This window comes from Streptomyces sp. NPDC056222 (genome assembly GCF_042264065.1).
GTDB lineage: Bacteria > Actinomycetota > Actinomycetes > Streptomycetales > Streptomycetaceae > Streptomyces.
Genome location: NZ_JBHJTL010000086.1, coordinates 1 through 21,944 on the forward strand (window position 1 = coordinate 1; position 21,944 = coordinate 21,944).

General features: G+C 68.8%; 18 protein-coding genes and 4 pseudogenes. 10 read left to right on the plus strand and 12 right to left on the minus strand.

The window, feature by feature from the left end:
- Positions 1-209: 209 nt before the first annotated feature.
- The 7 genes and pseudogenes from ACFC0D_RS30025 to ACFC0D_RS30055 all read right to left on the minus strand — a co-directional run.
- The gene (locus ACFC0D_RS30025; protein WP_376442577.1) at positions 210-1,361 is read right to left on the minus strand and encodes a HEAT repeat domain-containing protein; all 1,152 of its coding nucleotides are present in this window, start codon (positions 1,359-1,361) and stop codon (positions 210-212) included.
- A 682-nt stretch (positions 1,362-2,043) separates the two neighbouring features.
- Positions 2,044-2,496, minus strand: coding sequence for a hypothetical protein (locus tag ACFC0D_RS30030; protein WP_376442581.1), 453 nt, complete (start codon positions 2,494-2,496; stop codon positions 2,044-2,046).
- Positions 2,497-2,539: 43 nt separating this feature from the next.
- Positions 2,540-3,367, minus strand: coding sequence for a DUF4253 domain-containing protein (locus tag ACFC0D_RS30035; protein WP_376442584.1), 828 nt, complete (start codon positions 3,365-3,367; stop codon positions 2,540-2,542).
- An 89-nt stretch (positions 3,368-3,456) separates the two neighbouring features.
- On the minus strand, positions 3,457-3,843 hold the full coding sequence (locus tag ACFC0D_RS30040; RefSeq protein WP_376442587.1) for a hypothetical protein: 387 nt from the start codon (positions 3,841-3,843) through the stop codon (positions 3,457-3,459).
- Positions 3,840-5,720: a hypothetical protein gene (locus ACFC0D_RS30045; RefSeq protein WP_376442590.1), complete on the minus strand. Its 1,881-nt coding sequence runs from the start codon at positions 5,718-5,720 to the stop codon at positions 3,840-3,842. The genes ACFC0D_RS30040 and ACFC0D_RS30045 overlap by 4 nt, the downstream gene beginning before the upstream one ends.
- Entirely contained in the window at positions 5,705-6,982 is a 1,278-nt protein-coding gene (locus tag ACFC0D_RS30050) for a hypothetical protein (protein WP_376442593.1), read from the minus strand. Before ACFC0D_RS30050 ends, ACFC0D_RS30045 begins: the two co-directional genes overlap by 16 nt.
- 71 nt (positions 6,983-7,053) lie before the next feature.
- Positions 7,054-7,128: pseudogene (locus ACFC0D_RS30055) on the minus strand (repressor LexA); the annotation flags it as partial.
- Between the two features lie 563 nt (positions 7,129-7,691).
- Here ACFC0D_RS30055 and ACFC0D_RS30060 point away from each other — a divergent pair.
- The 5 genes and pseudogenes from ACFC0D_RS30060 to ACFC0D_RS30080 all read left to right on the plus strand — a co-directional run.
- Complete coding sequence (locus ACFC0D_RS30060; RefSeq protein ID WP_376442595.1) at positions 7,692-8,426, plus strand: hypothetical protein; 735 nt, start codon at positions 7,692-7,694, stop codon at positions 8,424-8,426.
- 371 nt (positions 8,427-8,797) lie between these two features.
- The gene (locus ACFC0D_RS30065; RefSeq protein ID WP_376442598.1) at positions 8,798-9,268 is read left to right on the plus strand and encodes a hypothetical protein; all 471 of its coding nucleotides are present in this window, start codon (positions 8,798-8,800) and stop codon (positions 9,266-9,268) included.
- Between the two features lie 155 nt (positions 9,269-9,423).
- Positions 9,424-11,841, plus strand: coding sequence for a tetratricopeptide repeat protein (locus tag ACFC0D_RS30070; RefSeq protein ID WP_376442600.1), 2,418 nt, complete (start codon positions 9,424-9,426; stop codon positions 11,839-11,841).
- 89 nt (positions 11,842-11,930) lie between these two features.
- The gene (locus tag ACFC0D_RS30075; RefSeq protein ID WP_376442603.1) at positions 11,931-12,245 is read left to right on the plus strand and encodes a CPCC family cysteine-rich protein; all 315 of its coding nucleotides are present in this window, start codon (positions 11,931-11,933) and stop codon (positions 12,243-12,245) included.
- A gap of 99 nt (positions 12,246-12,344) precedes the next feature.
- Positions 12,345-13,135 (plus strand): annotated as a pseudogene (locus ACFC0D_RS30080) (IS5 family transposase); the annotation flags it as partial.
- Positions 13,136-14,495: 1,360 nt separating this feature from the next.
- Here ACFC0D_RS30080 and ACFC0D_RS30085 read toward each other — a convergent pair.
- Together ACFC0D_RS30085 and ACFC0D_RS30090 are read right to left on the minus strand one after the other, a co-directional pair.
- Positions 14,496-14,738: a hypothetical protein gene (locus ACFC0D_RS30085; RefSeq protein ID WP_376442606.1), complete on the minus strand. Its 243-nt coding sequence runs from the start codon at positions 14,736-14,738 to the stop codon at positions 14,496-14,498.
- 56 nt (positions 14,739-14,794) lie between these two features.
- Positions 14,795-15,319, minus strand: a pseudogene (locus ACFC0D_RS30090) (AAA family ATPase); the annotation flags it as partial.
- A 183-nt stretch (positions 15,320-15,502) separates the two neighbouring features.
- On the opposite strand from ACFC0D_RS30090, the pseudogene ACFC0D_RS30095 reads away from it, so the two are divergent.
- Positions 15,503-16,329: pseudogene (locus tag ACFC0D_RS30095) on the plus strand (DUF1206 domain-containing protein).
- A gap of 1,444 nt (positions 16,330-17,773) precedes the next feature.
- Here ACFC0D_RS30095 and ACFC0D_RS30100 read toward each other — a convergent pair.
- Both ACFC0D_RS30100 and ACFC0D_RS30105 read right to left on the minus strand, forming a co-directional pair.
- Positions 17,774-18,328, minus strand: a complete 555-nt coding sequence (locus ACFC0D_RS30100) for an AAA family ATPase (RefSeq protein ID WP_376442608.1) — start codon at positions 18,326-18,328, stop codon at positions 17,774-17,776.
- A 115-nt stretch (positions 18,329-18,443) separates the two neighbouring features.
- Complete coding sequence (locus tag ACFC0D_RS30105; RefSeq protein ID WP_376442652.1) at positions 18,444-18,827, minus strand: tetratricopeptide repeat protein; 384 nt, start codon at positions 18,825-18,827, stop codon at positions 18,444-18,446.
- A gap of 285 nt (positions 18,828-19,112) precedes the next feature.
- On the opposite strand from ACFC0D_RS30105, the gene ACFC0D_RS30110 reads away from it, so the two are divergent.
- Positions 19,113-19,337 carry a hypothetical protein gene (locus ACFC0D_RS30110; RefSeq protein ID WP_376442611.1) on the plus strand — a complete coding sequence of 75 codons (225 nt, stop codon included), beginning with the start codon at positions 19,113-19,115 and terminating at the stop codon, positions 19,335-19,337.
- 184 nt (positions 19,338-19,521) lie between these two features.
- On the opposite strand, the gene ACFC0D_RS30115 is transcribed toward ACFC0D_RS30110, so the two are convergent.
- The gene (locus ACFC0D_RS30115; protein WP_376442614.1) at positions 19,522-20,100 is read right to left on the minus strand and encodes a TetR/AcrR family transcriptional regulator; all 579 of its coding nucleotides are present in this window, start codon (positions 20,098-20,100) and stop codon (positions 19,522-19,524) included.
- Positions 20,101-20,192: 92 nt separating this feature from the next.
- Here ACFC0D_RS30115 and ACFC0D_RS30120 point away from each other — a divergent pair, with 92 nt between their 5' ends.
- The 3 genes from ACFC0D_RS30120 to ACFC0D_RS30130 all read left to right on the plus strand — a co-directional run bounded on the left by ACFC0D_RS30120 (position 20,193) and on the right by ACFC0D_RS30130 (position 21,870).
- Positions 20,193-20,639 (plus strand): anthrone oxygenase family protein, encoded by a 447-nt coding sequence (locus tag ACFC0D_RS30120; protein ID WP_376442617.1) that lies wholly within the window; start codon positions 20,193-20,195, stop codon positions 20,637-20,639.
- A gap of 117 nt (positions 20,640-20,756) precedes the next feature.
- Complete coding sequence (locus ACFC0D_RS30125) at positions 20,757-21,182, plus strand: DUF4267 domain-containing protein (RefSeq protein ID WP_376442619.1); 426 nt, start codon at positions 20,757-20,759, stop codon at positions 21,180-21,182.
- A gap of 190 nt (positions 21,183-21,372) precedes the next feature.
- A complete protein-coding gene (locus tag ACFC0D_RS30130; RefSeq protein ID WP_376442622.1) occupies positions 21,373-21,870 on the plus strand; it encodes an anthrone oxygenase family protein in 498 nt (165 codons plus the stop codon).
- Positions 21,871-21,944: the final 74 nt, after the last annotated feature.

Genomic DNA, 21,944 nt, shown 5'->3' on the forward strand with positions numbered 1-21,944 from the left:
GAACCTGTTCGGGGCGCGTGCCTGCTGCGAGGGTGGCGCGGGCGCGAGCTGCTTCAACCCGCACACGCTCCAGGTCGAACGGTGTCGACGGTCAGTCAATTCCCCCTATCAAACGTCAGTCAATTCCCCACCGTCTCACGCCCAGCCGCTGTACGGTCAGGCCGACAGACGGGGTTCAGAGTGAACGTCAGTCGAGACGAGCGTCGAGCTCAGGTCGATGCGGTGCGTGCGCGCATGCGGTGCGCGGTCCGCAGTCCCTGCTTGGCAGCGGTTGCCACGAGGCCGCCGAGGGTGGTTCTGGCGAGGTCGTGGGCGGCGAGGCGTTCCAGTGCTGGCAGGGCCCGGTCGTCGGCGGTGGAGCCGAGAGCGCGGCAGGCCAGTGCTCGGAGGTCCGGGTCGGGATCGGTGGTGAGGGCGATCAGGTCGTCCACCACCGGCGGGCCGAAGGCAGCGATCCCTGAGGCGAGATGACTGGCCTTCGGGTTCCGGCGTTCCATCATGGCCTGCCAGAGCACAGCGAGTGCCCGGTCGCCGCCGATTTGGCCGAGCGCCAGGGCGGCCCTGCTGCGCACCCAGTTGGTCTCGTCGTTCAGCCGGGCTGCCAGCGCGGGCACGGCGGTGTGTTCCTCAAGGAGGCCGAGCGCCTCGCAGGCACCCTCGCGGACCATCGGATCGGGATGCTCCAGCAGGGCGGTGATCAGCGGAACGGCCCGGCGGAAGCCGAGTTCGGCACAGGCGAGCGTCGACCACCGCACCCCGCGGTGCCCGGTGTCGGCGAGCGCGCGCAGGAGGCCCGGTTCGACGCTCGCGTCGCCGAACAGGGCGATCCGGTTGAGTGCCTTGGCCCAGACGGTGACATCCTGCGTCCGGTGGTCGGAAGCGACCTCGGACAGGGCCGCCCGGGCCTGCGGATGGCCGAGCTCGGCCCACTCCAGCAGGGCGTCGATCGCCCGCAGCCGGATCGTGCGGTTCCTTCTCAAATCGGCGGAGTGGACGGTGACGAGGGATGTCGGCCCGTCCGGCAGGTGGCCCAGTGCGTCCCCGAGCGGGCCGGCGAGCGGTGGTTCGAGTTCGCCCAACCACAGGGCCAGTGGGCCGATTCGGGTGCCGACGTCCGCGTCGTAGCGGCCGTCGCCCCGCAGGTTCGCGGCCAGCTTGGCGACCGTACGGAACAGCAGCCATGCGCGGTCCGATGGGGAATCAGCGAGGGCGTCGAGTCGGCCGGACATCGCCGCGGTGACGGCGGTCGGCGGACGACCGGTGGCCTCCAGGACCGCCTCCGCCCAGGCGAGTGGCTCGCCCTGACGCTCGTAGAGCTGGCGACCCCACAGGCGGAGGACGGCGTCACGGTGGTCGGTCATCCCAGGATCGTTCCAGCAGGTAACACCGACAGCCAACGGGTTTTCCTCGCGGTCGGTCGGATACCAGATCATGTCGGCATTACTCCGGCGGTGTCAGCGTCCCCCTGGGGAATCGTGAACGCCAGGGTGGGGAGGTACCTGACGCTGATCATGCAGATCGTGGAGAATTACTTGGTCGTTGACATGCCGGTCTCCGGCTCTACCTGTCACGACCGCCGCTATCCCAAAGCCCTGCGCAGGTCACGCCGAATCCTGTAGCAACGCCAACGCCTGTGTTCGGTCTCTACAGTCGCCGCATTGCCCACCGAGGACGAGAATCCAAGCCAGCGCGACATCACTGCGATGCCAAAGACCAGACCAGACCAGTGCCTGCAAGGCAGCGCGCGACGCCATCGCCGCCGGCGGCGAGGTCATGCTCTACGACGGACAGCCGCCACAGTGGTGGTCCTTGGCATCGCTGCGACAAGGCTGAGACGGTCGTTGAAGATCGGCCTGACGACCGTCGGCCTTGACGAGACCGTTGAGATCCTCCGCGCTCGGCACCGCGATGAGCTACTGCGTACCGGCAACATCGTGGCAGCAAACCAATCTTGGTTCTTCACCCTGTACTTCGACGCGCCGCTGGGACCGAGATCCTGGCGTGCAGCGGCGTCAAGAACGAGCGCCCCTCGCGGAGGGACGGTCAGAAGCTCCAGCTGTAGAGGCCGCCACCCGACTTCCCCGCAGACGCTGCGAGGCGGGCAACGCCTTGCAGGACTGCCAGCAGGTCATCGTCGGTCATATTGTCTCCGTCCTCGGATCGGAGGCGCGTGGTCCAGCGGCCTGCAAGCTCTTCCAGCTCGGCGGAGCTCGCGTTGGCCAGCGCTTGGGTCAATCGCTGCGGCAGAGCGAACACCTCGACGCCGTCGTTCAAGGGGGCAGTGACCCACACCGGCCAAGCCCACCCAAGGAGCTGTTCGACTGGTGGGGCCTCGGCCGAAGGCTCCTGGAAGTACATGTCCCATTCGGCGATGGCGCTGTCCGGCTCAATGAAACGGCAGGTCACTGACTCAAAGGCCTCACCAGGTCCCCGCAGGCGCGTCGCAGCAGCTGTCTCGTCGTCGGCGGCGAGGAAGAACACTTTGTCGTGGGCCATCTGAGCATGATGGCAGCCCGCCGAACTGACGCGGGTCGGTCCTTCAGTCCCACCAGAACGTCCAGTGGGGGTTACCCACCAGAGCTTCCTCCGCGTAGAGGCGGATGCTCTCGTACCCCTGCCAGATGTTGTCAGGGCAGAACGCAAAGTGCTCCGCGGCGACCGTGAGAGCTTCATCCAGCGTCTGCGGAGGGGCTGCGACCGACAGGTCCAGCCGCGCGTACGACAGGGCAACCACCCGGACTCCGAACCGGTCCTCCCAGGAACGGAGAACGGCACACAGCCGGGCCACATCGTTTTCGTAGTTGACCGGCCCTGACCAGCCAATTGCCGCGGGGAGGTCTGCAGCCCGGCCCACAGGGACCAACGCCAGCCGAGGGCTCTTGAGCGAGTGCCCGACCAAAGCCTTGGCCACGTCCGCAGCAGTAGTGTCCGGATCTGCCGCTGTCCTACCTGGCGACGCAAGCCCAGGCCAGCTACCGGCGAACGGGGCTATTGTCTCGCCCGCGTCCTCGTCGTCTTCATTCTCCTCGGTTTCCGATGCTGCGGACTCCCAAAAGTCCTTGAGGACCTCCTCGGCATGATGGCCGCCGGGGTCCGACATCATGCTGGGATCCAGCTCGCCGTCCCACCACTCTTGGACACCGGATTCGTCCTGGAGAAGGACGGGCTGAAGTCCCACGTCCCGGGCCGGCAAGTACTCGGCCCACGTACCTGGCGCTGCCACCCCTTCGGCCACCCAGAGCAGCGGCTCAGGCCAAGGACCGTCGTTGGTCTCTCTCACCAGTGAGCCCGGCGGCAGGCTAAGACCCAGGCTTCCGCCCATGGGGTCGGTCAACAGCACCGTCAGCGGCTTGGAATGTGTCGTCATGACGGTGAAGGTAACGGACCCACAGACAGACCTCAGCTGGCCCAGGACGACAGCTCGCTGGCGCACCTGATTGGTGGCGACGGAATCGGTCATCGGGGGCGCCGGGGCAGCGGGGTGACAGCGCGGGCTTCGTGAAGGGCGGCGCGCAGGAAGTCGTTGTCGATGCTAAGGCGTTGGATGGCGGCGATGGCGAGTTCGAGATGTTCGGCGAGGTCGCGGTTGTTCCGTCGCAGCCGGGCGTTGTCGGTCTGGACCTTGCTGTAGGCGTGGGCTGCGGTCGTGCCGCTTGGCGTGTACGCGATGGCGGTGAGCTCGGCACAGATGTCTGGGTAGTTGCGGCGGAAGGTTGTGTTGGCGAGGCCGAGGCGGGTGGCGAGGGCCAGCACGCTCGGGCGTCGGCCGGTCTCGGAGGTCAGGCTGTCGATGGCGGCGTGGACGTCGGTGCGGCTCGGCAGTGGGTGGCGGTGGGCGGTCACTGGGCCGTCCCGTTGGCAGTGAGAAAGGCATGGATCGCGTCGCGGCGCCGGCCCAGGCCGGCGTTTAGCAGCGGTGGCAGGACGGGGCGGGCGCGGAGTCGGTGGTCGATGCGGTCGGCTTCGGCGGAGAGGGCGATGATGTTGTCGGCGGTCAGCGCGACGTTGCGGCATTCCAGCGGTTGGCAGTCGTGCGGGACTGGACCCGCTCGGCCTCCGGGGGCGGAGCGGGATCGGCACAGTGCCTTGTCCGGGTTGAAGACGCAGGTGACGTAGGTGCCGGGGTAGACCTCGGGGTCGTGGCGGGCCAGGACGCGGCGCAGGCGGGCCGGGTCGGTGACGACGGAGCCGGTGAACCCGGTGCGCTGGTGGAAGTCGGCGAGCCGGGCGGCTGCCTCGCGGGCGGCGGGACCGCTCAGGTCGTGCTGGTGGTCTGTGGTGAGGGCGAGGAGGTGTTCGCCCCGCTGCATGGACTGTTCGGCTTCGACTTCGGCGCGGAAGCCGGAGTCGCTGGTGCCGGCGTAGCCCTCGAACATCTGGATGCCGAGGTGGCGGTACTGGACGGCTCCGGCGATGACGCCGCCAGGCCGGCGGGCGATGTACCAGGCCAGGGTGCGGCGGAACTGCCGGGCGGTCAGATTCCAGGGCTTGCCGTTGACCTCGGGAATCGCACCTGGGAGGCCGTAGTGATGGCAGTAGGCGTTGACCCAGGTGATCACGCGGTTGATCAGCTCGTTGCTGGAGCGCAGCGTCATCGCTCCGGCCCGGATGCGCTCTGCCGGGTAGAGGCTGCGCAGGAGCAGGTCGCTGGTGGGCGGCTGGAGGCGTTCGAGGACGGAGATGGCGCGGGCGGCCGGGGCGCCGATGATCCACGTGGCGATGGTGCCGGCGGGGTCGTTCTCGCCCTTGAAGGCGAGGCTGGTGATCGTCCACCGGTAGGGGTGGCCGGCGCCGTCGAGCAGGGTGCGGGTGCTGCCGCGGCGCAGGTGCTTGATCTCGCTGTCACGCATCCCGGACAGGTAGGCGATCAGGATGTAGCAGGCGCCTTGGAGCAGGCGGGCCAGGTCGAACGTGCTGAAGCGGGCGTGGGCGTCCTGGTCCTCGTGCCGGGCGGGTTCGTCGGCGGCCAGGTGGGGCCAGGCGGTGGAGAGGTGGGGACGAGGGACGTGGCGCCATCCGGGGTGGCCAGCTTCCCGGCGGACGCGGTACGCGTCGAGTGCGGTGAGGATGTCGGGAGCCAGGTCGTCGATGATGCGCACGCACCAGGCCAGGAGCGGGCCCATGACGTGTTCAGGGATGCGATGAGTGGTGTTCTCGGCGCGGGTGCGGCGGGTGCTGTTGCCCCAGTCCTCGCAGTCCAGCGGATCAACGGTGAGGCGGTCGCCGCGCAGCACGGTGCGGTAGCGGTAGAGTAGACGGACCGAGCTCTGGGCGACCTCGCGGCTGGCTTCGCCGGGCAGTACGGCGTGCAGGTGCAGCGCGTAGGCGGCGAAGTCGTCGAGGGTCAGGTCGGCCAGGCGGGGCCGGCCCGGACGGGCGGCAACCCAGTGGGTAAAGCGGAGCTGCTCGGTGAAGTGCCGGCGGATCGACATCATCTTCGGCCGCGGCTCGTTCAGCGGCAGCTTGCCGGAGAGCATCGCGGCGAAGAGGTCCTTCAGGGCAGGGACGAAGGCTGCCGGTGCTCGGGTGAAGTTGAGCCGGGTGGGGGCCTGCTGACGCTGCAGCAGCGCGGGGGTCAGCAGCCAGGAGTCGTCGTCGTAGCGCGCGGTGTTCTCCAGCCGGTGGCCGGGGGCCAGCGGACGGCCGGCGAGGACGAAGCGGCTCCCGCCGATTCCCTCAGGCACTGGCGCGGGTGCGGGGTTGGTCAGGGCTGCTGCCATGGTTCTTCCACCAGGTCGAGGTCGGGTTCGGGGCTGGCCTCGCGGACCTGTTCGGGGGTGAAGCGGGTCAATACGTCGTGGCGGATTGCCGCGAAGGCCGGCCCGTACCGCTGCCACCAGACCTGTTCGTCCATCTGCAGGCGCCGCTGGTTCATCGCGGCCAGCAGGGCGAGCAGGCGGGGAAGGTGTTCGGGGGTGATGACGCAGTTCCCGCAGTGGAAGCAGTTCAGGAATGACGCGAGGCATGAGCGGCCGGTCACCGGATGGTGCTCTGCGTCCCGGCAGCCGGACCAGGGACCCTGCGCGGTGCCCGCAGGGGCGAGTGCGGAGTCGGTGAGGACCTCGGGCTGGCCCGCGCGGTCGGCGAGACGACGGTGGGCTTCGAGCGCTGCCTGTTCGGCCTCCACGAGGGCGTCGGCCATCACCTCGTGCGCCCACTCCACCGTGGACGGGTCATCGCGCAGGTAGTTCCGGAACAGCACCGGGACGGTGTTGCTCCGGGCCGCGGACGGGAGATGGCCGCCCATCTGCCGCGTGCGGCGGGCCTCCACGCTGGTGCGGATCCGGGTGAAGGTCACCCCCATCGGCGCTCCGCCGTCATCCGTCAGGCCGTGGCGGGCCACCCAGGCGGTCTTCGGGATGTCGGCGGTCATCGCGCTGCGGAACGGACTGCCGTGCTGGTCTCCGTAGTGCAGGCCCCGGAAGAACGACCAGAACCACTGCGGATCAGCGGCCCGGGTCCGGCTGGGCGTGATCAGGTCGTGCAGCAGCAGGTACAGCCCGCCGGGGTGCCGCAGTTCCTGTCCGGGTGGGCCGATCTCCCACAGCACCGACTCGTGCCAGCGCCGAGCTCCGCGGCGGCGCTTGGTCAGCACCACCTCGACCGCCTTGCCCTCGATGACCTGGTGTTCGGCCGGGAGCTCTTTGATGGTCTCGATGTTGCGCCCGCTGACGGCAGTCATCAGCACGAGCATCCCCGGCAGGTCGTCGCGCATGGGGAAGAGCATCCGGCCCGCCGCCCGGGTTTCGCGCAGTCGCTCCAGCCGGCCGCCCTCGGCCACGGTCCGCAGCCGCTCGGCATCCGGCCCGCCGTCTGGAGCGGCGAGTAGAGCCCGCCCGTGTGTGATCCGCTCGCGCATCGTGGCCACGTCTGCACGGGCGGCGGCCACCAGGCGCCGTAGCTCGCCCTCCGAGTAGCCGGTCACATGCCGGGGCTGGCCCGGGATGCGCACCCGCAGGACGTCGAGTGCTTCGTTCGGCACCCGGCCGGTGGGCGGCATAAGGCGCAGTACGTCCGCGACGTGCTCGACGAACCGCCACGCGTACAGCTCCTGACGACCTTGCCGAGAATGGCCGCGTTGTCGCCCGCGATCGGCTCATAGGCAGCGTTGTGAGGCATCAGCCACACGCCCACGATCCCGGCCTCCGTGCTGCGTTGTCGCTCAGCACAGGATCGGCCCGTGGCCCCTCACGCATCTGGTGAACTGGGAGAACACCGAACAAGTTCGATCCCCGTTCGAGGCTGGGCCATAAACGGCAAGCTTGGCTTGCCGTTTATGGCCCGCTGTCGAACGAGATTCGCTGCGTTTCCCTAATGCACGGCATGTCCACCGGGCCGGGGGCAGAACCTGCGATCAGGGGGCGCGGCATGGAGGCCAGGATCGTAGGACTGGTTGAGCTCTCGCGGACGGATGCCGCGGCGCGATCGGCGGCCCGAGCGGCTCGGATGGGCGCGGGGAAACCGGGTTGCGGAGCGTTTGGGAGCTGCGGTGGAATCGGGCGGGCTGCGCGGCGGAGGATTGAGCGGCCGGAGCGGAGAAGGATCGGTTCATGGATGCGACGACAGCACTGGACAGTGTTCTCCAGCAGGCGCACGTGGTCCGAGTGGGCTCGGTGGGCGGGTTTGGAATGGATGGGGAGATCCGGGTGGATCTCGCAGATCCGGCGGAGTCGACGCAGCTCAGGAATGCCATGACTGTGGATTCGCTGCCCGGGCTCAATTGCATGTGCCTCGGTGACGTCCGCTTCGAGTTGTTCGACCGGGGCGGTAGGCAACTCGCAGTCGTCGTCCTGCACCACGGGGTGACCTTGAGGTGGGGCGGATGGGACGGTGACGCGGTCCTCGCTAACGGCCACCTGCTGCTGGACTGGCTCGACAGGCACGGAATGCCGGGCCCACTGCAGCAGTTCGAGACCGACCGGCAACGGGCGGACGAGCGAGCCGCAGAGCAGCTCGACTGGCTGGCCACGATGCCCGCCGGACTGGAGGGGACGGCTGACCAGATCCTCGACCTCTCCCGGACCGGCGGCACGGCCTCCCCCGAACTGCTCGCGGAACTCACGGATCGACTGCAGCTGACGCTCCCCGACCCGGTGGAGCGGGTGCTGGCCCTGCTCGACTGGTACGGCTCCGGCAGCGGGCGCTGCTCCGGCTACCCCGTCCACGAGGGCGTGCCTGGCGAGCTGCTCGGCCGGGTGTCGATCGCCGACCTGCTCGCCGGATTGGCCGACTCGCGGGCTGAGGAGCGGCACGACGCCGGGGCCGTGCGGCATCTGGTGGGCTGGAAGACTCGCCCGCGCCAGAAGCGGGACGTCGCCTGCCTGCCCGAACCGTTGCGCGCCCGTCTGCTGGCGCACGCCCGCCGCTGTGGGGACTCCGACAAGCAGGCCCGCGCGGAACGGTGGTTGGCACCCCTGCGGGCCTGAGCTTGCCACGTATGGTCCATCGTCGAACGGGGCTCGAGCTTGTTCGGGGTTTCCCGAGTTCACCGCGTGTCCGCGGGGCCGGGGCTTGATCCTGCGGGGAGGGTCGGCGCGGCATGGAGGCCGGGATCGTGGAACTGGTTGAGTACGGGGTTGACCGAGACGCGTTCACGGCGGTGACAGCGTTCCGGTCCGAGCTGTATGCCTGACTAGTCCCCCGGGTGGCGGAGCTCGTCGCGTGACAGGTGCGGGTGCTGGCCAGCAGTGGACGTTGGACAATGAGTGTGAGGATGTTTCCCCACGCGGCGCTTGCCCGCGGTCCGTCTGCTGCGGCGAGACGGTCTGAGAGGCCACTCAGGTGAGGAGGCCGGAAGATGCTGGTGGAGACCCTGGTAGCGCTGGCTGCGGCTGGCGGCACCGCAGTGGTGCAGGCTGCCGGTACCGATGCATGGAACGGGCTTCAGCGGGCGGTAGCGCGCTGGTTCGGGCGGGGTGATACGCAGCGGGAGCAGGCGGAGCGGGACCGCCTGGACCAGACCGCGGCCGCTCTGCAGGCCACTGACCCAGCCGAGCTGCAGCAGGCGCGGATCAGGCAGCAGGCCTCCTGGCAGACCCGTATCGAGGCCATGCTGGAGAGCCTGGATGAGGCAGACCGCAGCCAAGCCGCCGATCAGCTGCGTGCTCTGCTGACCGACCACACCCGGCAAGGCGGAGTCACAGGCGGACAGGCGGCAGCCCACAACGTGAGCGTCCATGCCCAAGACAACTCAATCGCCGCCCAGGCCATCCAAGGGGGGGCGAACATCAGCAGCCCCCCTCCGACAACCGGTCCGCCCAAGGACTGAGCGGGCCGGCCAGCCTCGACCCGACACCCGGCTTCTCCGGCGGACCGGGCAGTGTCACCGCCGTTGATCACAGCATCGCCGTTAGACGAGTCGACAAGATCGACTATCACGCCGCACCGCGTCCCCCGGTGACCTGGCCCCGCCAGGTCGGAGTGATGCCACGGCAGGCAGACTCCTTCCAGGACCGTGCCACCGCCCAGCAGTTGGAGCACGCGGCGGACAACGCGGACACTGTGGTGCTCAGCCAGGTATTGGCCGGCTTGGGAGGCGTGGGCAAGTCCCAGCTCGCAGCCCATCACGCCCGCACCCTGTGGCAGGCCGGCAAGCTGGACCTGCTGGTATGGGTCACCGCCGCCACCCGCGACGCGGTCGTCACCGGCTACGCCCAGGCAGCGGTCGAAGTGCTCGGCGCCGACCCCGCCACCCCGGAGCCCGCCGCGCGCGAGTTCCTGGCCTGGCTGGAGCCCAAGACCGGTACTGCGCGTCGCTGGCTGGTCGTACTTGACGACCTCGCCGACCCAGCCGACCTGCGCGGCTTGTGGCCCCCCGCCAGCACGCACGGCCGCACCCTAGTCACCACCCGCCGTCGCGACGCCGCTCTCACCGGACACGACCGTCGACTGGTGCCGGTGGACCTGTTCACCGAGACTGAGGCAACCGCCTACCTCACCAGCGCCCTGGCCGCGCACGACCACCACGAGCCCCCCGACCAGCTCGCCGGCCTCGCCGACGACCTCGGACATCTGCCGCTGGCGCTGTCCCAGGCCGTCGCCTACCTCATCGACGTCGGCCTGGACTGTGCCACCTACCGACACCGGCTGGCCGACCGCGCGCGCACCCTCACCGACGTGCTGCCCGACCCATCCGGGCTGCCCGACGACCAGGCCAATACCGTCGCCGCCGCTTGGTCCCTGTCTATCGGTTGCGCCGACCAACTCCCGCCGACGGGTCTGGCCCGCCCCATGCTGCAGCTCGCTGCGATGCTCGACCCCAACGGCATCCCCGCCTCCGTCCTGACCAGCCCGCCAGCCCTAAACCACCTAGCCCAGCAACGTACCGCTGCCCCAGGACAGACACACGCTGGAGAGATCACGGCAGAAGACGCCACACAGGCGCTGCGTGCGCTGCACCGCCTAAGCCTGATCGACCACACCCCAAGCAGCCCCCACCACACGGTCCGCGTGCACCAGGTCCTCCAACGCGCCATCCGCGACCCCCTCCTCGCCGACCAGCACGATCAACTCGCCCGTGCGGCCGGCGACGCCCTGATCGCCGCCTGGCCGGAGGTTGAACGCGACACCGCCCTCGCCCAGACTCTGCGTGCCAACACCGAAGCACTCACCCTCCATGCAGAAGACGCTCTTTACCAGAGTGAAGCCCGCCTCGTGCTCTTCCTCACTGGTCAGAGCCTCGGGGAGGCCGGCCAGGTTGCTGCCTCCCTTCACCACTTCCAGCGCATGGCTAGCACGGCTCAGCACCGTCTGGGGCCCGACCACGCCGACACTCTCGCCATCCGGGCCAACGTCGCCGCCTCGTGGGGGGAGGCGGGGGATGCTGCTGGCGCCGCCACCGCCTATGAGCAGCTGCTGGGCGACTACCTGCGGGTGCTGGGATCCGACCACCTCGAAACCCTCACCATCCGCAACAACCTCGCCGGCTGGCGCGGTAAGGCGGGGGATGTGGCTGGCGCCGCCATGGCCTTTGCGGAACTGCTCACCGACCGGGAGCGGGTGCTGGGGCCCGACCACCCCGACACCTTGACCACCCGGGGCAACCTCGCCTCCTCGTGGGGGGAGGCGGGGGATGCGGTTGGCGCCGCCATGGCCTTCGCCGAGCTGCTCACCGACCGGGAGCGAGTGCTGGGGCCCGACCACCCCGACACCCTCGGCACCCGGGGCAACCTCGCCCTCTGGCGGGGTAAGGCGGGGGATGTGGCTGGCGCCGCCATGGCCTTCGCCGAGCTGCTCACCGACCGGGAGCGAGTGCTGGGGCCCGACCACCCCGACACCCTGACCACCCGGGGCACCCTTGCCTTCTTCCGGGGGGAAGCGGGGGATGCGGCTGCCGCCGCCACCGCCTACGAGCAGCTGCTGGCCGACTACCTGCGAGTGCTGGGGCCCGACCACCCCGACACCCTCAACACCCGCAACAACCTCGCTGGCTGGCGGGCGGAGGCGGGGGATGCGGCTGGCGCCGTCACCGCCTATGAGCAGCTGCTGGCCGACTACCTGCGGGTGCTGGGGCCCGACCACCCCAACACCCTCAGCATCCGAGGCAACCTTGCCTCCTTCTGGGGGGAGGCGGGGGATGCTGCTGGCGCCGTCACCGCCTATGAGCAGCTGCTGGCCGACTACCTGCGGGTGCTGGGGCCCGACCATCCCGACACGCTCATCACCCGGGGCAACCTTGCCTCCTTGCGAGGGAGGGCGGGGGATGTGGCTGGCACCGTTGCCGCCTGCGAGCAGCTGCTGGCCGACTACCTGCGAGTGCTGGGGCCCGACCACCCCAACACCCTCACCGCCCGCACGAACCTCGCCCTCTGGCGGGCGGAGGCGGGGGGAGGCGGCTGTTGATGGGCCGGAGCGCCTGAGCGGACTAACTGATCGTTTCAGAATGAGCGACCAGCCCGGAGCTTCCTCGCAGATCATGCAACACTCGACGCGTGACAACGCCCGGAGAACCGCCCAGAGCCAGCCTGCCCGGCTGCGGTCCGCATGCCTGTCCCTGCTGCAAGCTCTTGACGCTGGAAGCCCGCGGAGAATTCGAGATCTGTGACGAGTGCAGCTGGGAAGACGATGGCCAGGACGACCCGAACGCCGACGAGGTCTGGGGCGGCCCCAACGGAGCGGAGAGCCTGACCGACGCACGTCGTCGCTACGCGCAGTACGTCACCACAACGAGGGCAACAGATCCGAGATCGGCAGCCAATGGCGGCCCAGGCAGGTGGCGTTCGCGCCCGAAGCGTCGTCGCATCTGAGTACAGGGATTGGTCCACACCGGAGCTGTAGCCTCGTGCAGAGCCATGAGATTGGCTCAGGACTTGGCAGTTGGGCTGGTGGGCGGCAGAGTTCTGCGGGTGTCGGATGATCTTGTGCCTGATGATCTGTGGGAGCATGTCGCCCCGCTGCTCCCACCCCGCCCGCCGAGGCGTCAGCGGTACCCAGGCCGGCTGCCGACGGATGGCCGCGCTGCCTTGCGTGGGATCGTCTACGTCCTGCGCACGGGTGTGACCTGGGCCGACGTACCAGCTGAGAAGATCGGCTGCAGCGGAGTGACCTGCTGGCGGCGTCTTCGGGACTGGACCGAGGCCGGCGTGTGGCCGCGCCTGCACGAGGTCCTCTTGGCGGAACTCCGTAAGACCGGGCTGCTCGAGATGGACGATGCCGCGATCGACGGTTCCCACGTCAGGGCCCTGAAAGGGGGGCTCACGCTGGACCTTCGCCGGTCGACCGCGGCCGCCCTGGCAGCAAGCACCACTTGATCACCGATCGGCATGGGACGCCCCTCGCCGTGTCGCTGACCAGCGGAAACCGGCACGATGTCACCCAGTTGATGCCCCTGCTGGACATGATCCCCCGCATCCGCGGGCGCCGCGGGCGCCCGCGTCATCGTCCGCGCCGGCTGTTCGCCGACCGCGGCTACGACTACGACAAGTACCGTCGCCTTCTGCGGGCCCGCGGCATCACCCCGAAGATCGCCCGCAAAGGCACTGCCCACGGCTCCGGCCTGGACAAGACCCGCTTGGTCGTCGAGCGCACCTTCGCCTGGCTCCACCAGTTCAAACGACTCCGGATCCGCTATGAGATACGGGCCGACCTCCACCTCGGCCTGCTCCAACTCGCCTGCAGCATCATCTGCTTGAGACGGTCCATCCTCGGCTATGCCGAGAGAGCCGACCGGGGAGCAGGCGTATCCGAACTGAATGCCCACCTGCCCGTCGAAGTCCCGGTCACCCGCCCCGTTGGTGTCATCTGTCTCTTCCTCTTCCACTGGCAGGGCGGGTGGTGTCACGGTCTCGGTCGTTGCGGTGGGGCCTGATGCGGGCTCTGGTGACGGCCCGTACTCGATGTCGTCAAGTGTTGAGCCTATGAAGAGTCCGAGCAGGACGACAACGACGATGCAGCCTCCTACAAGGGAGACACAGGACAAAAACTCCCACCACAGGCAGAAGCAGGCCCTTCCCACCAGAAGCCGCCCACCGGGCCGCTCCCAGGCCGCGTAGGCCGCCCCTCGGCACGCCGGGGACGGCTCACATCTTCGTCAAATCAAGTCCGCGACCAGGGCGGTGGCGTTGTCCGGTTCTCTGAACTAGCGTCAAGGAGTGGCCGGGGCCGACTGCTCTCCCGATGCTGATGCCAGCCACGTCCGCCAGACATGGCGTGTGTTCGGTACCTCAGGACGATCGAGGAGCCAGAGAAGGTAGCCGGCGTGCAGCCGAGCCCAGGGGTTGTCCGAATGGACCGCCTTACCGAGCCTTGGGCGCAGGTCCTCGCTGTCGACTGCCCGGGCAATGCGAACGTACTCGCGATCCTTGCACCGGTAGGCCCGCTGGACGACGATTTCGAGAAAGCGAGTGAGGGTCTCCCTGACCGACTCGTCGTGGTCGGGGCCACGCTGCGGATGAGGGCCTGTTTGGTTCCCCAAGCCTTGGCGTGCTCTGTCCAATCCTGCGGATACCGCGCTTCCCACTCCAGAAATAGCAGCGCGTACGGCAGACCCGGCCAAGACTTAGTCCCCACCCCGCTGGTGCCTTCCCACAATCCGTCGGGAAGGCAGTGTCTGCGGACGTCGTAGTACTCCTCGCGCGCCCGCTTGAAGGCCGACTCCTGGTACTGCTCCTCCGTCCCCAGCGGCAACGTCAGTTGCCACAACTCGTTGGAGCGATCAAGAGCGTCCCAGGTGTTCTTCCTGGCCTTGTCCCGGTGGGCAAGCGCCGCTGCTCGGGCAGCGGGATCATCCGCTATGAGACCGAATGCCCACCCCAACCGGGCGCTCCAGGCACGGGCGTCATCGTCGCCCGAGCCCACCACTGCCCCGATATCGTTCGTCACGCCGGAGATCATCTCCTGGACGGAGCGGCACGTACATTCGGTTCTGCCTACCACCCGCCGCAGGGACTCATCGATGCTGTTCGACGTGGTGAGGCGGCAGTCGCCCCCAAAGGGCCCGAATCCTGCCGCCGCTTCGCTGTGCCGCCCGGCTCGGAGGACGGGCCAACACGCACAGTTCAGCACCCTCTGCCCTCCGGCGGTCGGAAGGCAACGTTGGGCATACCGAGGTCGACGATGTGGCTGGGGCGGGCAAGATAGTCGTCCAATTGGGCGAGCTTGTCGTTCGCTCCGGCGAGGCTGACTGCGAGTCCTTCGACCTCGCCGAGCCAGCCCTCCCGCTCAGCTTCGGTGATGCGAGCGATGAGGTTGTCGCGGATCTCGGTCAGCCGTGTGCGCTGGGCGGAGTCTGGACGGAGCATCGAACATCGGACGCAGGCTTCTCTGAACTAGCGATCGCTACTCGAGGCTCTGTGTAAACCGCTGGCAGGTGGGCCAGGCCAGTGTCGAGCATGATGCGGTCGACAGTCTCAGGCAGGGCGCTGCCGGCACTGATGACGGTCTCGAGCCCATCGGGAAGCAGATCGCGCGGCCGGTACCAGTCGCGCAGTTGCGTCTCGTTGACGTCGTCGGCGATCGGCTTGGTGGCATGCCGGGCGAGAGTCTCGTCGAAGGAGACGTCCAGGTAGTAGCCGTGGGTCCGGCCGCGGTGGTCGGCGCGCAACTGGGCGAGCATGTCGCCGTAGTGGTCGGCGTAGAGGATGCCTTCGACCACGACGTGGTACCCGGCGTTGAGGGCGTAGCGGGCTGTCAGGTCGATCAGGCCGATGTTCGCGGCGCCGGGCCGGTCCCGTTCGCGGAGCACGATGCGGCGGAGGTTGTCCTGGCCGACCAGGGCCAGGCCGCGGCCGAACCTCTCACGGAGGCCGGCCGCGATCGACGACTTCCCCGACGCGCTGTTGCCACGCAGCACAACCAGCCGGGACTCTTCGGTTCCCACCATCACAAGCGGTCACGCTACCGGCCGCCGACGACGAGAATCCCCGCGGCCGGTCACGATGTGACCGAAGAGTGCGCATCGAGTTCGAACCCCTGATCCACAGCGGCGCCGACGTGGAGGGGCCGGGGGTTGGGCCGGCGGAGAGGGGGAACCCGATGTTCCTGACCCGGAGGGGAGTGACCGGATATGACCGCAGCGAGCTCGGCCACGGTGGCGAGAAGAGTAGCCCGTGGCGACGCCATCCGTGGCGGGGCCCGTATGGGTTTCGTGGCGCGTGGGGTGCTGTATCTGCTCGTCGGGGCACTGGCCGTACGGATCGGTCTGACCGGCACGGGCGAGCAGGCTGACCGAGGTGGGGCCCTGGCTGAGGTTTCGGGTGCCCCGTTCGGCGCGGTGCTGCTGTGGGCGCTGGGCTGAGTCTCGTCGGCATGGCTCTTTGGCGGCTGTCAGAGGCCGTATTCGGTGCCGCCGGTCCCCAGGGTGACGGCGCGGCCAAGCGGGCCATGTCCGGGGCGCGTTGTGTGTTCTACGGCGTCACCTCCTTCCTTGTGTTCTCCTTCGCGGCGGACTCACGGGACAGCGGGGCGGGGTCGAGCGACCAGCAGAGTCAGGACATCACCGGTCGGCTGCTGGGGCTGCCGGGCGGGCAGTGGTGGGTGGGCGCGGTGGCCGTTTGTTTCGCGGTGGCCGGTCTGTGTATGGCGGGGAGCGCGGTGATGCGGAGGTACCGCAAGCACCTGACGTGGGGGCGGATGCCCCGCAATGCGCAGCGCTTCATGGACGTCACGGGCATGGTCGGTGGTGTCGGGCGGGGATGCGTCTTCGCTGCGGTGGGCTGGTTCGGGGCCAAGGCGGCGGTCGAGTTCGCCCCGGCCGAGGCCAAGGGCGTGGACGATGCGATCCGTTCGTTCGCCCAGACGCCTGCCGGTCCATGGCTGCTCGTTGCTGTGGCGGTCGGGCTCGTCCTGTTCGGCGTCTTCTCGTTCGGCCAGGCGAAGTGGCGGAAGGTCTGACCCACGCGGGCGGCGGGACCGCCAGCGCCGGAATGGGGACGAGGAGCGGTACTGATGGGCGCCTGCGACCGTCTCCCTTCGGGCGCGCCCGAAGGGAGAGACGGGTAGCACTGGGTGGAGCGGGCGGGCTGAAGCCGCAGTGTGTGGGGGCGGCGCGCCGTGGAGCAGAGGGAAGGCAGGCCGCAGACTCGATCAGGACGGCCTGGCAGCTCCTGGTCATGGTTCGCTCCACGGACCCAGCCCCGGTCAATCACGGTGTGCACGGTCCTGTCGGCCAGTTCGCGGGCGGAGCCTTCTCGGCGCTGGGTGAGCGGTTGGCCGCCTACAAAGGCTACAAAACGTTCGCGGAGCTGCCGGCGTGACTCAGTCACGCCTGGCAGGCTCTTCGGACGGACTCGTGCGGCTCGTCGAGCCCTACGACCCGTGGATGTCCTCGATCTTCTGCAGGAGGCAGGCAACTGACACTTCGTATGGCTTCCCGAGTTCGCTTCACTCTTCCGGGAACGGCCCTGTTGCGCAGGCCTTGGGACTCCCGTGCTCCGCACGGGAAGTGACCCCGCCTCACGGAGTCCAGGTTCTCGGCTCGTTCAGGCCTCCACAGGCCCTTCCGGCCGGAGTGTCCTCCGATTCGCCAGGACAGGCTCCGGTTCCGCTTCGCTTCACCGGAGCTGACCTCGTTTCACTCAGCCAGACCTGGGCCTTCGGACTTGGGGATCACTGCGATCCGTCAGCCGCGACCCGCTGTGCGGACTGTCAGAAAATGCTCACGAGAAGTCTGACGAGACCAACCACCAGACCGTCGAGAAGGCCGTGAAGGCCGCCGCCTGAAAGCACCATGGTGTGACTTCCCTTCATCCGAAACGGTTCCAGCAGACCCCTAACCCGACGAAGGAACCCGGCCTGCACCTTTCACGCCAGAATCACCCGAGAAAGATGGAAGAAACGATTTCTCTTAACCCATTCGGCCTCACCCGAAAGGCCAGGGAGCACGACCGCAACTGGTCCCCGATGAGACGTGCATGGGGCTGATACATATCCCCCTGGATGGCGGCCGGAACAGCCGAGATGCTCTCAACTGGTCACATACCCTGACGACGAAGCCGCAGATGCCGCCGCGTACCTCGCCGGCGCCCCACGTGGCCCCGGGCAGCAGGTGCTGCAGGTGCTGCAGGCCGTATGGGGTCCACCACCGGCGTGCCCGGCGAGCGTCCAGCAGTTCTTGCGCGGCAGGTCCGACCAGCAACCCGAGCACGAACTCCCTTGCCCGACGCAGTGGTTCCACCCGGACGACATGCCCCGCGGTACCGCCCACCAAGCCCTCGAACGTTTCCTGCCACCGGGCAGGATCCATGCCGTGACCTGCGGCCACCGACGGTTCTTCTCTCTTCACACTGATGATCATCAGTGGCCGCACCCGTCCCCGGACAGGCCCCGACCAGCAAGATCAGGATCGCTCGGTGGAGTGCTGCCCGATCCAGCCGGTGACGGCCACCACCTCACGCGCGATGTCCACGACAGGCCGCCCGTCGGTCGCCACGCGCACCGTGTCCGCGGGTGCCCGCTCATCCAGGAACCGCGCCTTGCGGGCGCTGCCCTTCAGCTCCTGCTCCAGCTCCGAGCCGAGTTCCCGGCCTGCCAGCCGCTCGCCGGCGGTGGCGTCGGAGGCAGTCAGCAGCACTCGCACGATCCGCACGCCCGCCCCCATCGCGCGCTCGAACATGCCCGCCGCCTCGGGCAGCACACTCACGGTGTTCGTATAGATCAGGCGGCGGTAACCGAGCCGGGCGAAATTCGCCCAGACGGCCGTCAGATTGCTCTCAGTGATCTCCGAGCGGTGGGGATCCCCTTCCGGTGCGGGATGCACCTGGCCCATGAAGTCACCCTCCACGATCGCGTGCGAGACCGCCGCGGCGCGCAGCCGCGCCGAAACCTCCCACCCCACCGTCGTCTTGCCGACACCGGCACGCCCACCGATGAGCAGTACTTCCGGACGATCCATGGGAGGCAGCGTGCCAGCCCCCGACCGCGTCACGCGATCCGGTTTCGCTCCGTGCCCCTGGCCGCAGCCCGCCCCATCGGCACGATCGCGATCCACAACTCTTCTGCAACCTGCCTCAGCAGGTCGGCGGTCCCTCACCAAACTCCCCCACCAAAACGAGATCCTCCGTAGGGACTCTGTCATGCCGCGTGTGCTGCCGTAGGGCAGCGATGTTGCCGCGGGCAGTGAGGGTGTTGGGGTGGTCATCGCCCAGTAGCCGCTCGTAGTCCGCCACCAGCCGCTCGAGCGGGTCGACGGCCTCGCCGGTACGACCCGCCTGCCAAAAGGACAGAGCAAGGTTGCCGAGAACATGAAGAGTGTCGGGGTGGTCATCGCCCAACACTCGCGCGCAGTCGGCCGCCACCTGCTCCAGCACGTCGATGGCCTCGCCGGTACGACCCGCCTGCACGTAGGACGTTGGGAGATTGCCGCGGCTGAGGAGGGTCTCGTGCGCGCGCAGGCTGCGGCTCCGGGTTCCCCGTCGGGGAAGCGGACGTCTCGGTCAGTTGCTCGGTCTCGGCGATCGCGGCGAGCTGCGAGCCGTAGACCTTGAGGGTGTTGCCGGAGCAGCTGTGATTCCGGTTGCGCCTTCGCGCCCGGGATCACCGGCGAGGCGGAGGAGGGGCAGGAGGAGGCGTTGGCCGGGGCAGTGGTGCGGACAGATGGTGCAGGCGTACGGGGGAACAGCTCGGTACGCTCGGCCTGGCCATCAATGCCGCCACGCTCTGGACGACGTGCTACCTCGATGCCGCCGTCGACCACCTGCGGCCCTGCGTCCGAGGAGCGGGAGCATGACGTCCGGGACGAGGAAGTGGTCCGGCTCTCCCCGCTGAAGCACGCCATCCTCGACTGCCTGGACTGCCTGGACTGCTACAGCTTCGCCGCCCGCCCGCCGCGCGAGGGCCTGTGCCCACTGCGTGACCCGGCGACCGTCCACCTCGAGGGGGACGACGAGGGCACCGGCGAGTGACGCGGCGTCAGGGCGCGTATCGGGTCGTGGTCGATGGGCATGGCGGCTTCCGGGGAGGGTGCCCGCCCGGGGGACGGGCCCGGTGATCTGCGGCTGCGTAGCGTGGAGTCGGGTGGCCGCAAGCGCTGCCGCAGACAGGCAACGGGCCCGAGGGACCCGGCTGCGTGCCCGTCGGGGTGGTGTGTCAGACCATGGCGAGCCGGTCCACCAGTAGCTCCACCCTCGGCTCGACGTACTCCGGTGGCAGCCGTCCCGCCCGGGTCAGGGTCGCCAGGCCGTGCAGGCCAGCCCAGAACACCTCGGTGAACAGTCCCGGGTGGACGCCGTCGCCGGCGACCTCGGTGAGGGATTCGAGCAGGGCAGCGAAGGCGTCCTTCAGCGGCTCGGGGGTGTCCTCCTGCGCGTACGCCAGGCCGCCGTCGAGCTGGAACAGGGCGTCGTAGACCGCCGGGTTGCGTGCGGCGAAATCGAGGTAGGCGCGGGCGAGGGCGAAGACCCGCTCGCGCGGGCCGACCGTGGCGGAGGTCGCGGCCCGCAGCGCCGCGGCCATCTCGGTGGCACCCTCCAGGGCGACAGCGCCGATGATCTCGCGCTTGCCACGGAAGTGACTGTAGAGGACGGGCTGGCTGTACTCGATGCGCTCGGCAAGGCGGCGCGTGGTGACCGCGTCCCAGCCCTGCTGCTCGGCAAGTTCACGGGCTGTCGCCACGATGAGGCGCTCACGCTCCGCCCGTTCACGCTCCTTGCGTTCCTTTACTGACATGACTCGATCCTAGCATCGCTAGACAATCGAGCGTTAGCAGTACTAGCGTTGCCTCACCACCTAGCAACGCTAGATCGAAGGGATCGATCGTCATGCTCGACACACTCCAGGTCGTCACCACCGTCGCCGTCGGCCTGATGGTGGGGGTGGAGTTCTCCGTCGCCTTCATCATGAGCCGGATCCTGGACGCGCTTCCCGAGGACAGCAGCCAGCTCGGCCACGCCCACGGCGGCCAGCTGCTCGGCGCCCTGATGCCGTTCTGGTACATCGGCTCGCTCGTCCTCATCGCGATCTGGGCCGTCGCCGGATGGCAGCACCACGGCGCCGGACTCGTCGTCACCGCCGCCGGACTGCTGATCCTCAGCGTGGTCATGTCGATCCTGCTCCTCGTCCCGATCAACAACCGGAACAAGACCTGGACCCCCGAGAACCGGCCCGCCGACTGGAAGGAGCAGCTGCAGCGCTGGAACCGCTACCACTACGTCCGAGTCGCCGTCATCGTCGCCGCGTTCACCCTGCTGGTCGCCGCCCTCGTCTGACCCCCCACCGCCGCCCCGACCCGCACCACATCGCATCGCATCGCATCGCATCGCCCCTGTACATCGACTGCATCAACGGCTTCACCAAGCCGACGACGACTCGCATGGAGAAGAGCAATGTCGCTGAAGAAGATCAACACCGTCCTGGCCGCCGTCTTCATCCTCTTCATCCTCTGGTTCGGAACGGAGTACATCCTGAGCCCGCAGACGACGGCGCCGGGCTACGGCCTGCCGAGCTGGCCGTCCGGCGACGGCGACGGCTTCCTGGTCATCAAGGGAATCCGCGACGTCGTCCTGGCCCTGGTCCTGGGCATCCTGCTGGTGACGGGCCACCGCCGGGCGCTGGGCTGGGTGCTGCTCGTGGAGGCACTCGCCGCGTACGGCGACATGAGCAACGTGCTGGCCCACCACGGCTCCGTGGCCACCGCGCTCGGCGTCCACGGCCTGACCGCGACACTGATGGTGGTCAACGGCCTGCTGATCATGCGCGAGACCCGCAACGTCGCGCCCGCCACGGCAACACCCGCCCCGCAGCCCGCCTGACACCACCTTGACGCGTATCGGTCCGCCCACCCACCCCGCCGCACGGCGAGCCGCACAGAGCAGCCCGACAGAAGATCGCCACCTCCGCCCTGCTGCTCAGCCACCCCTCCGGCCAGGACCCCGCCACGGGCTGAACAGCTCACACCCTCCGTCACCCCCCCGGCCACCCCCGAGCCACCAAGGAGTCCTTGTGCGCATCCTCCTCGTCAAAGGTCTTGCCCTGCTGTCCACCGGTGCCCTCGCAGGCGCGTTCGGCTACGGCGCGGCCAACCTCGTCCCCACCTTCGATGCCGTGCCACTCCACATGAGGCTGTCCTTCCATACACAGCTGATGGAGATGAACGGCATCACCATGCAGGGCGCCATGGGCCTGTCCGCGCTCAGCGCCGCGACGCTCGCCGTGATGACCCGCGGCACCCCGCGGTGGCTGGCCGGCGGTGCGGGCCTGCTGACACTGGCATCCTTCCTGATAACCCGGCTCGGCAACGTCCCCATCAACGGCCGGATCAAGGAGTGGGCCGCCTCCTCAGCACCCCACAACCACGCCGAAATCCTGGATCGCTGGGAGGCTTTCAACTACGCCCGCACAGGCACCGCATTCGCCGCCTTCTCCCTGCTGATCCTTCTGGCCCTGCACCACCGCAGCGCCAAGCCCGACCCGAACGAAACGGCCCGGCGGCAAGAGTGACGAGGGCGCGATCGTCGCCGATCCGCCTCGCCCCGGTCGATAACCTCCGAGTGGTGAAATCCGCCCGGGGTCCG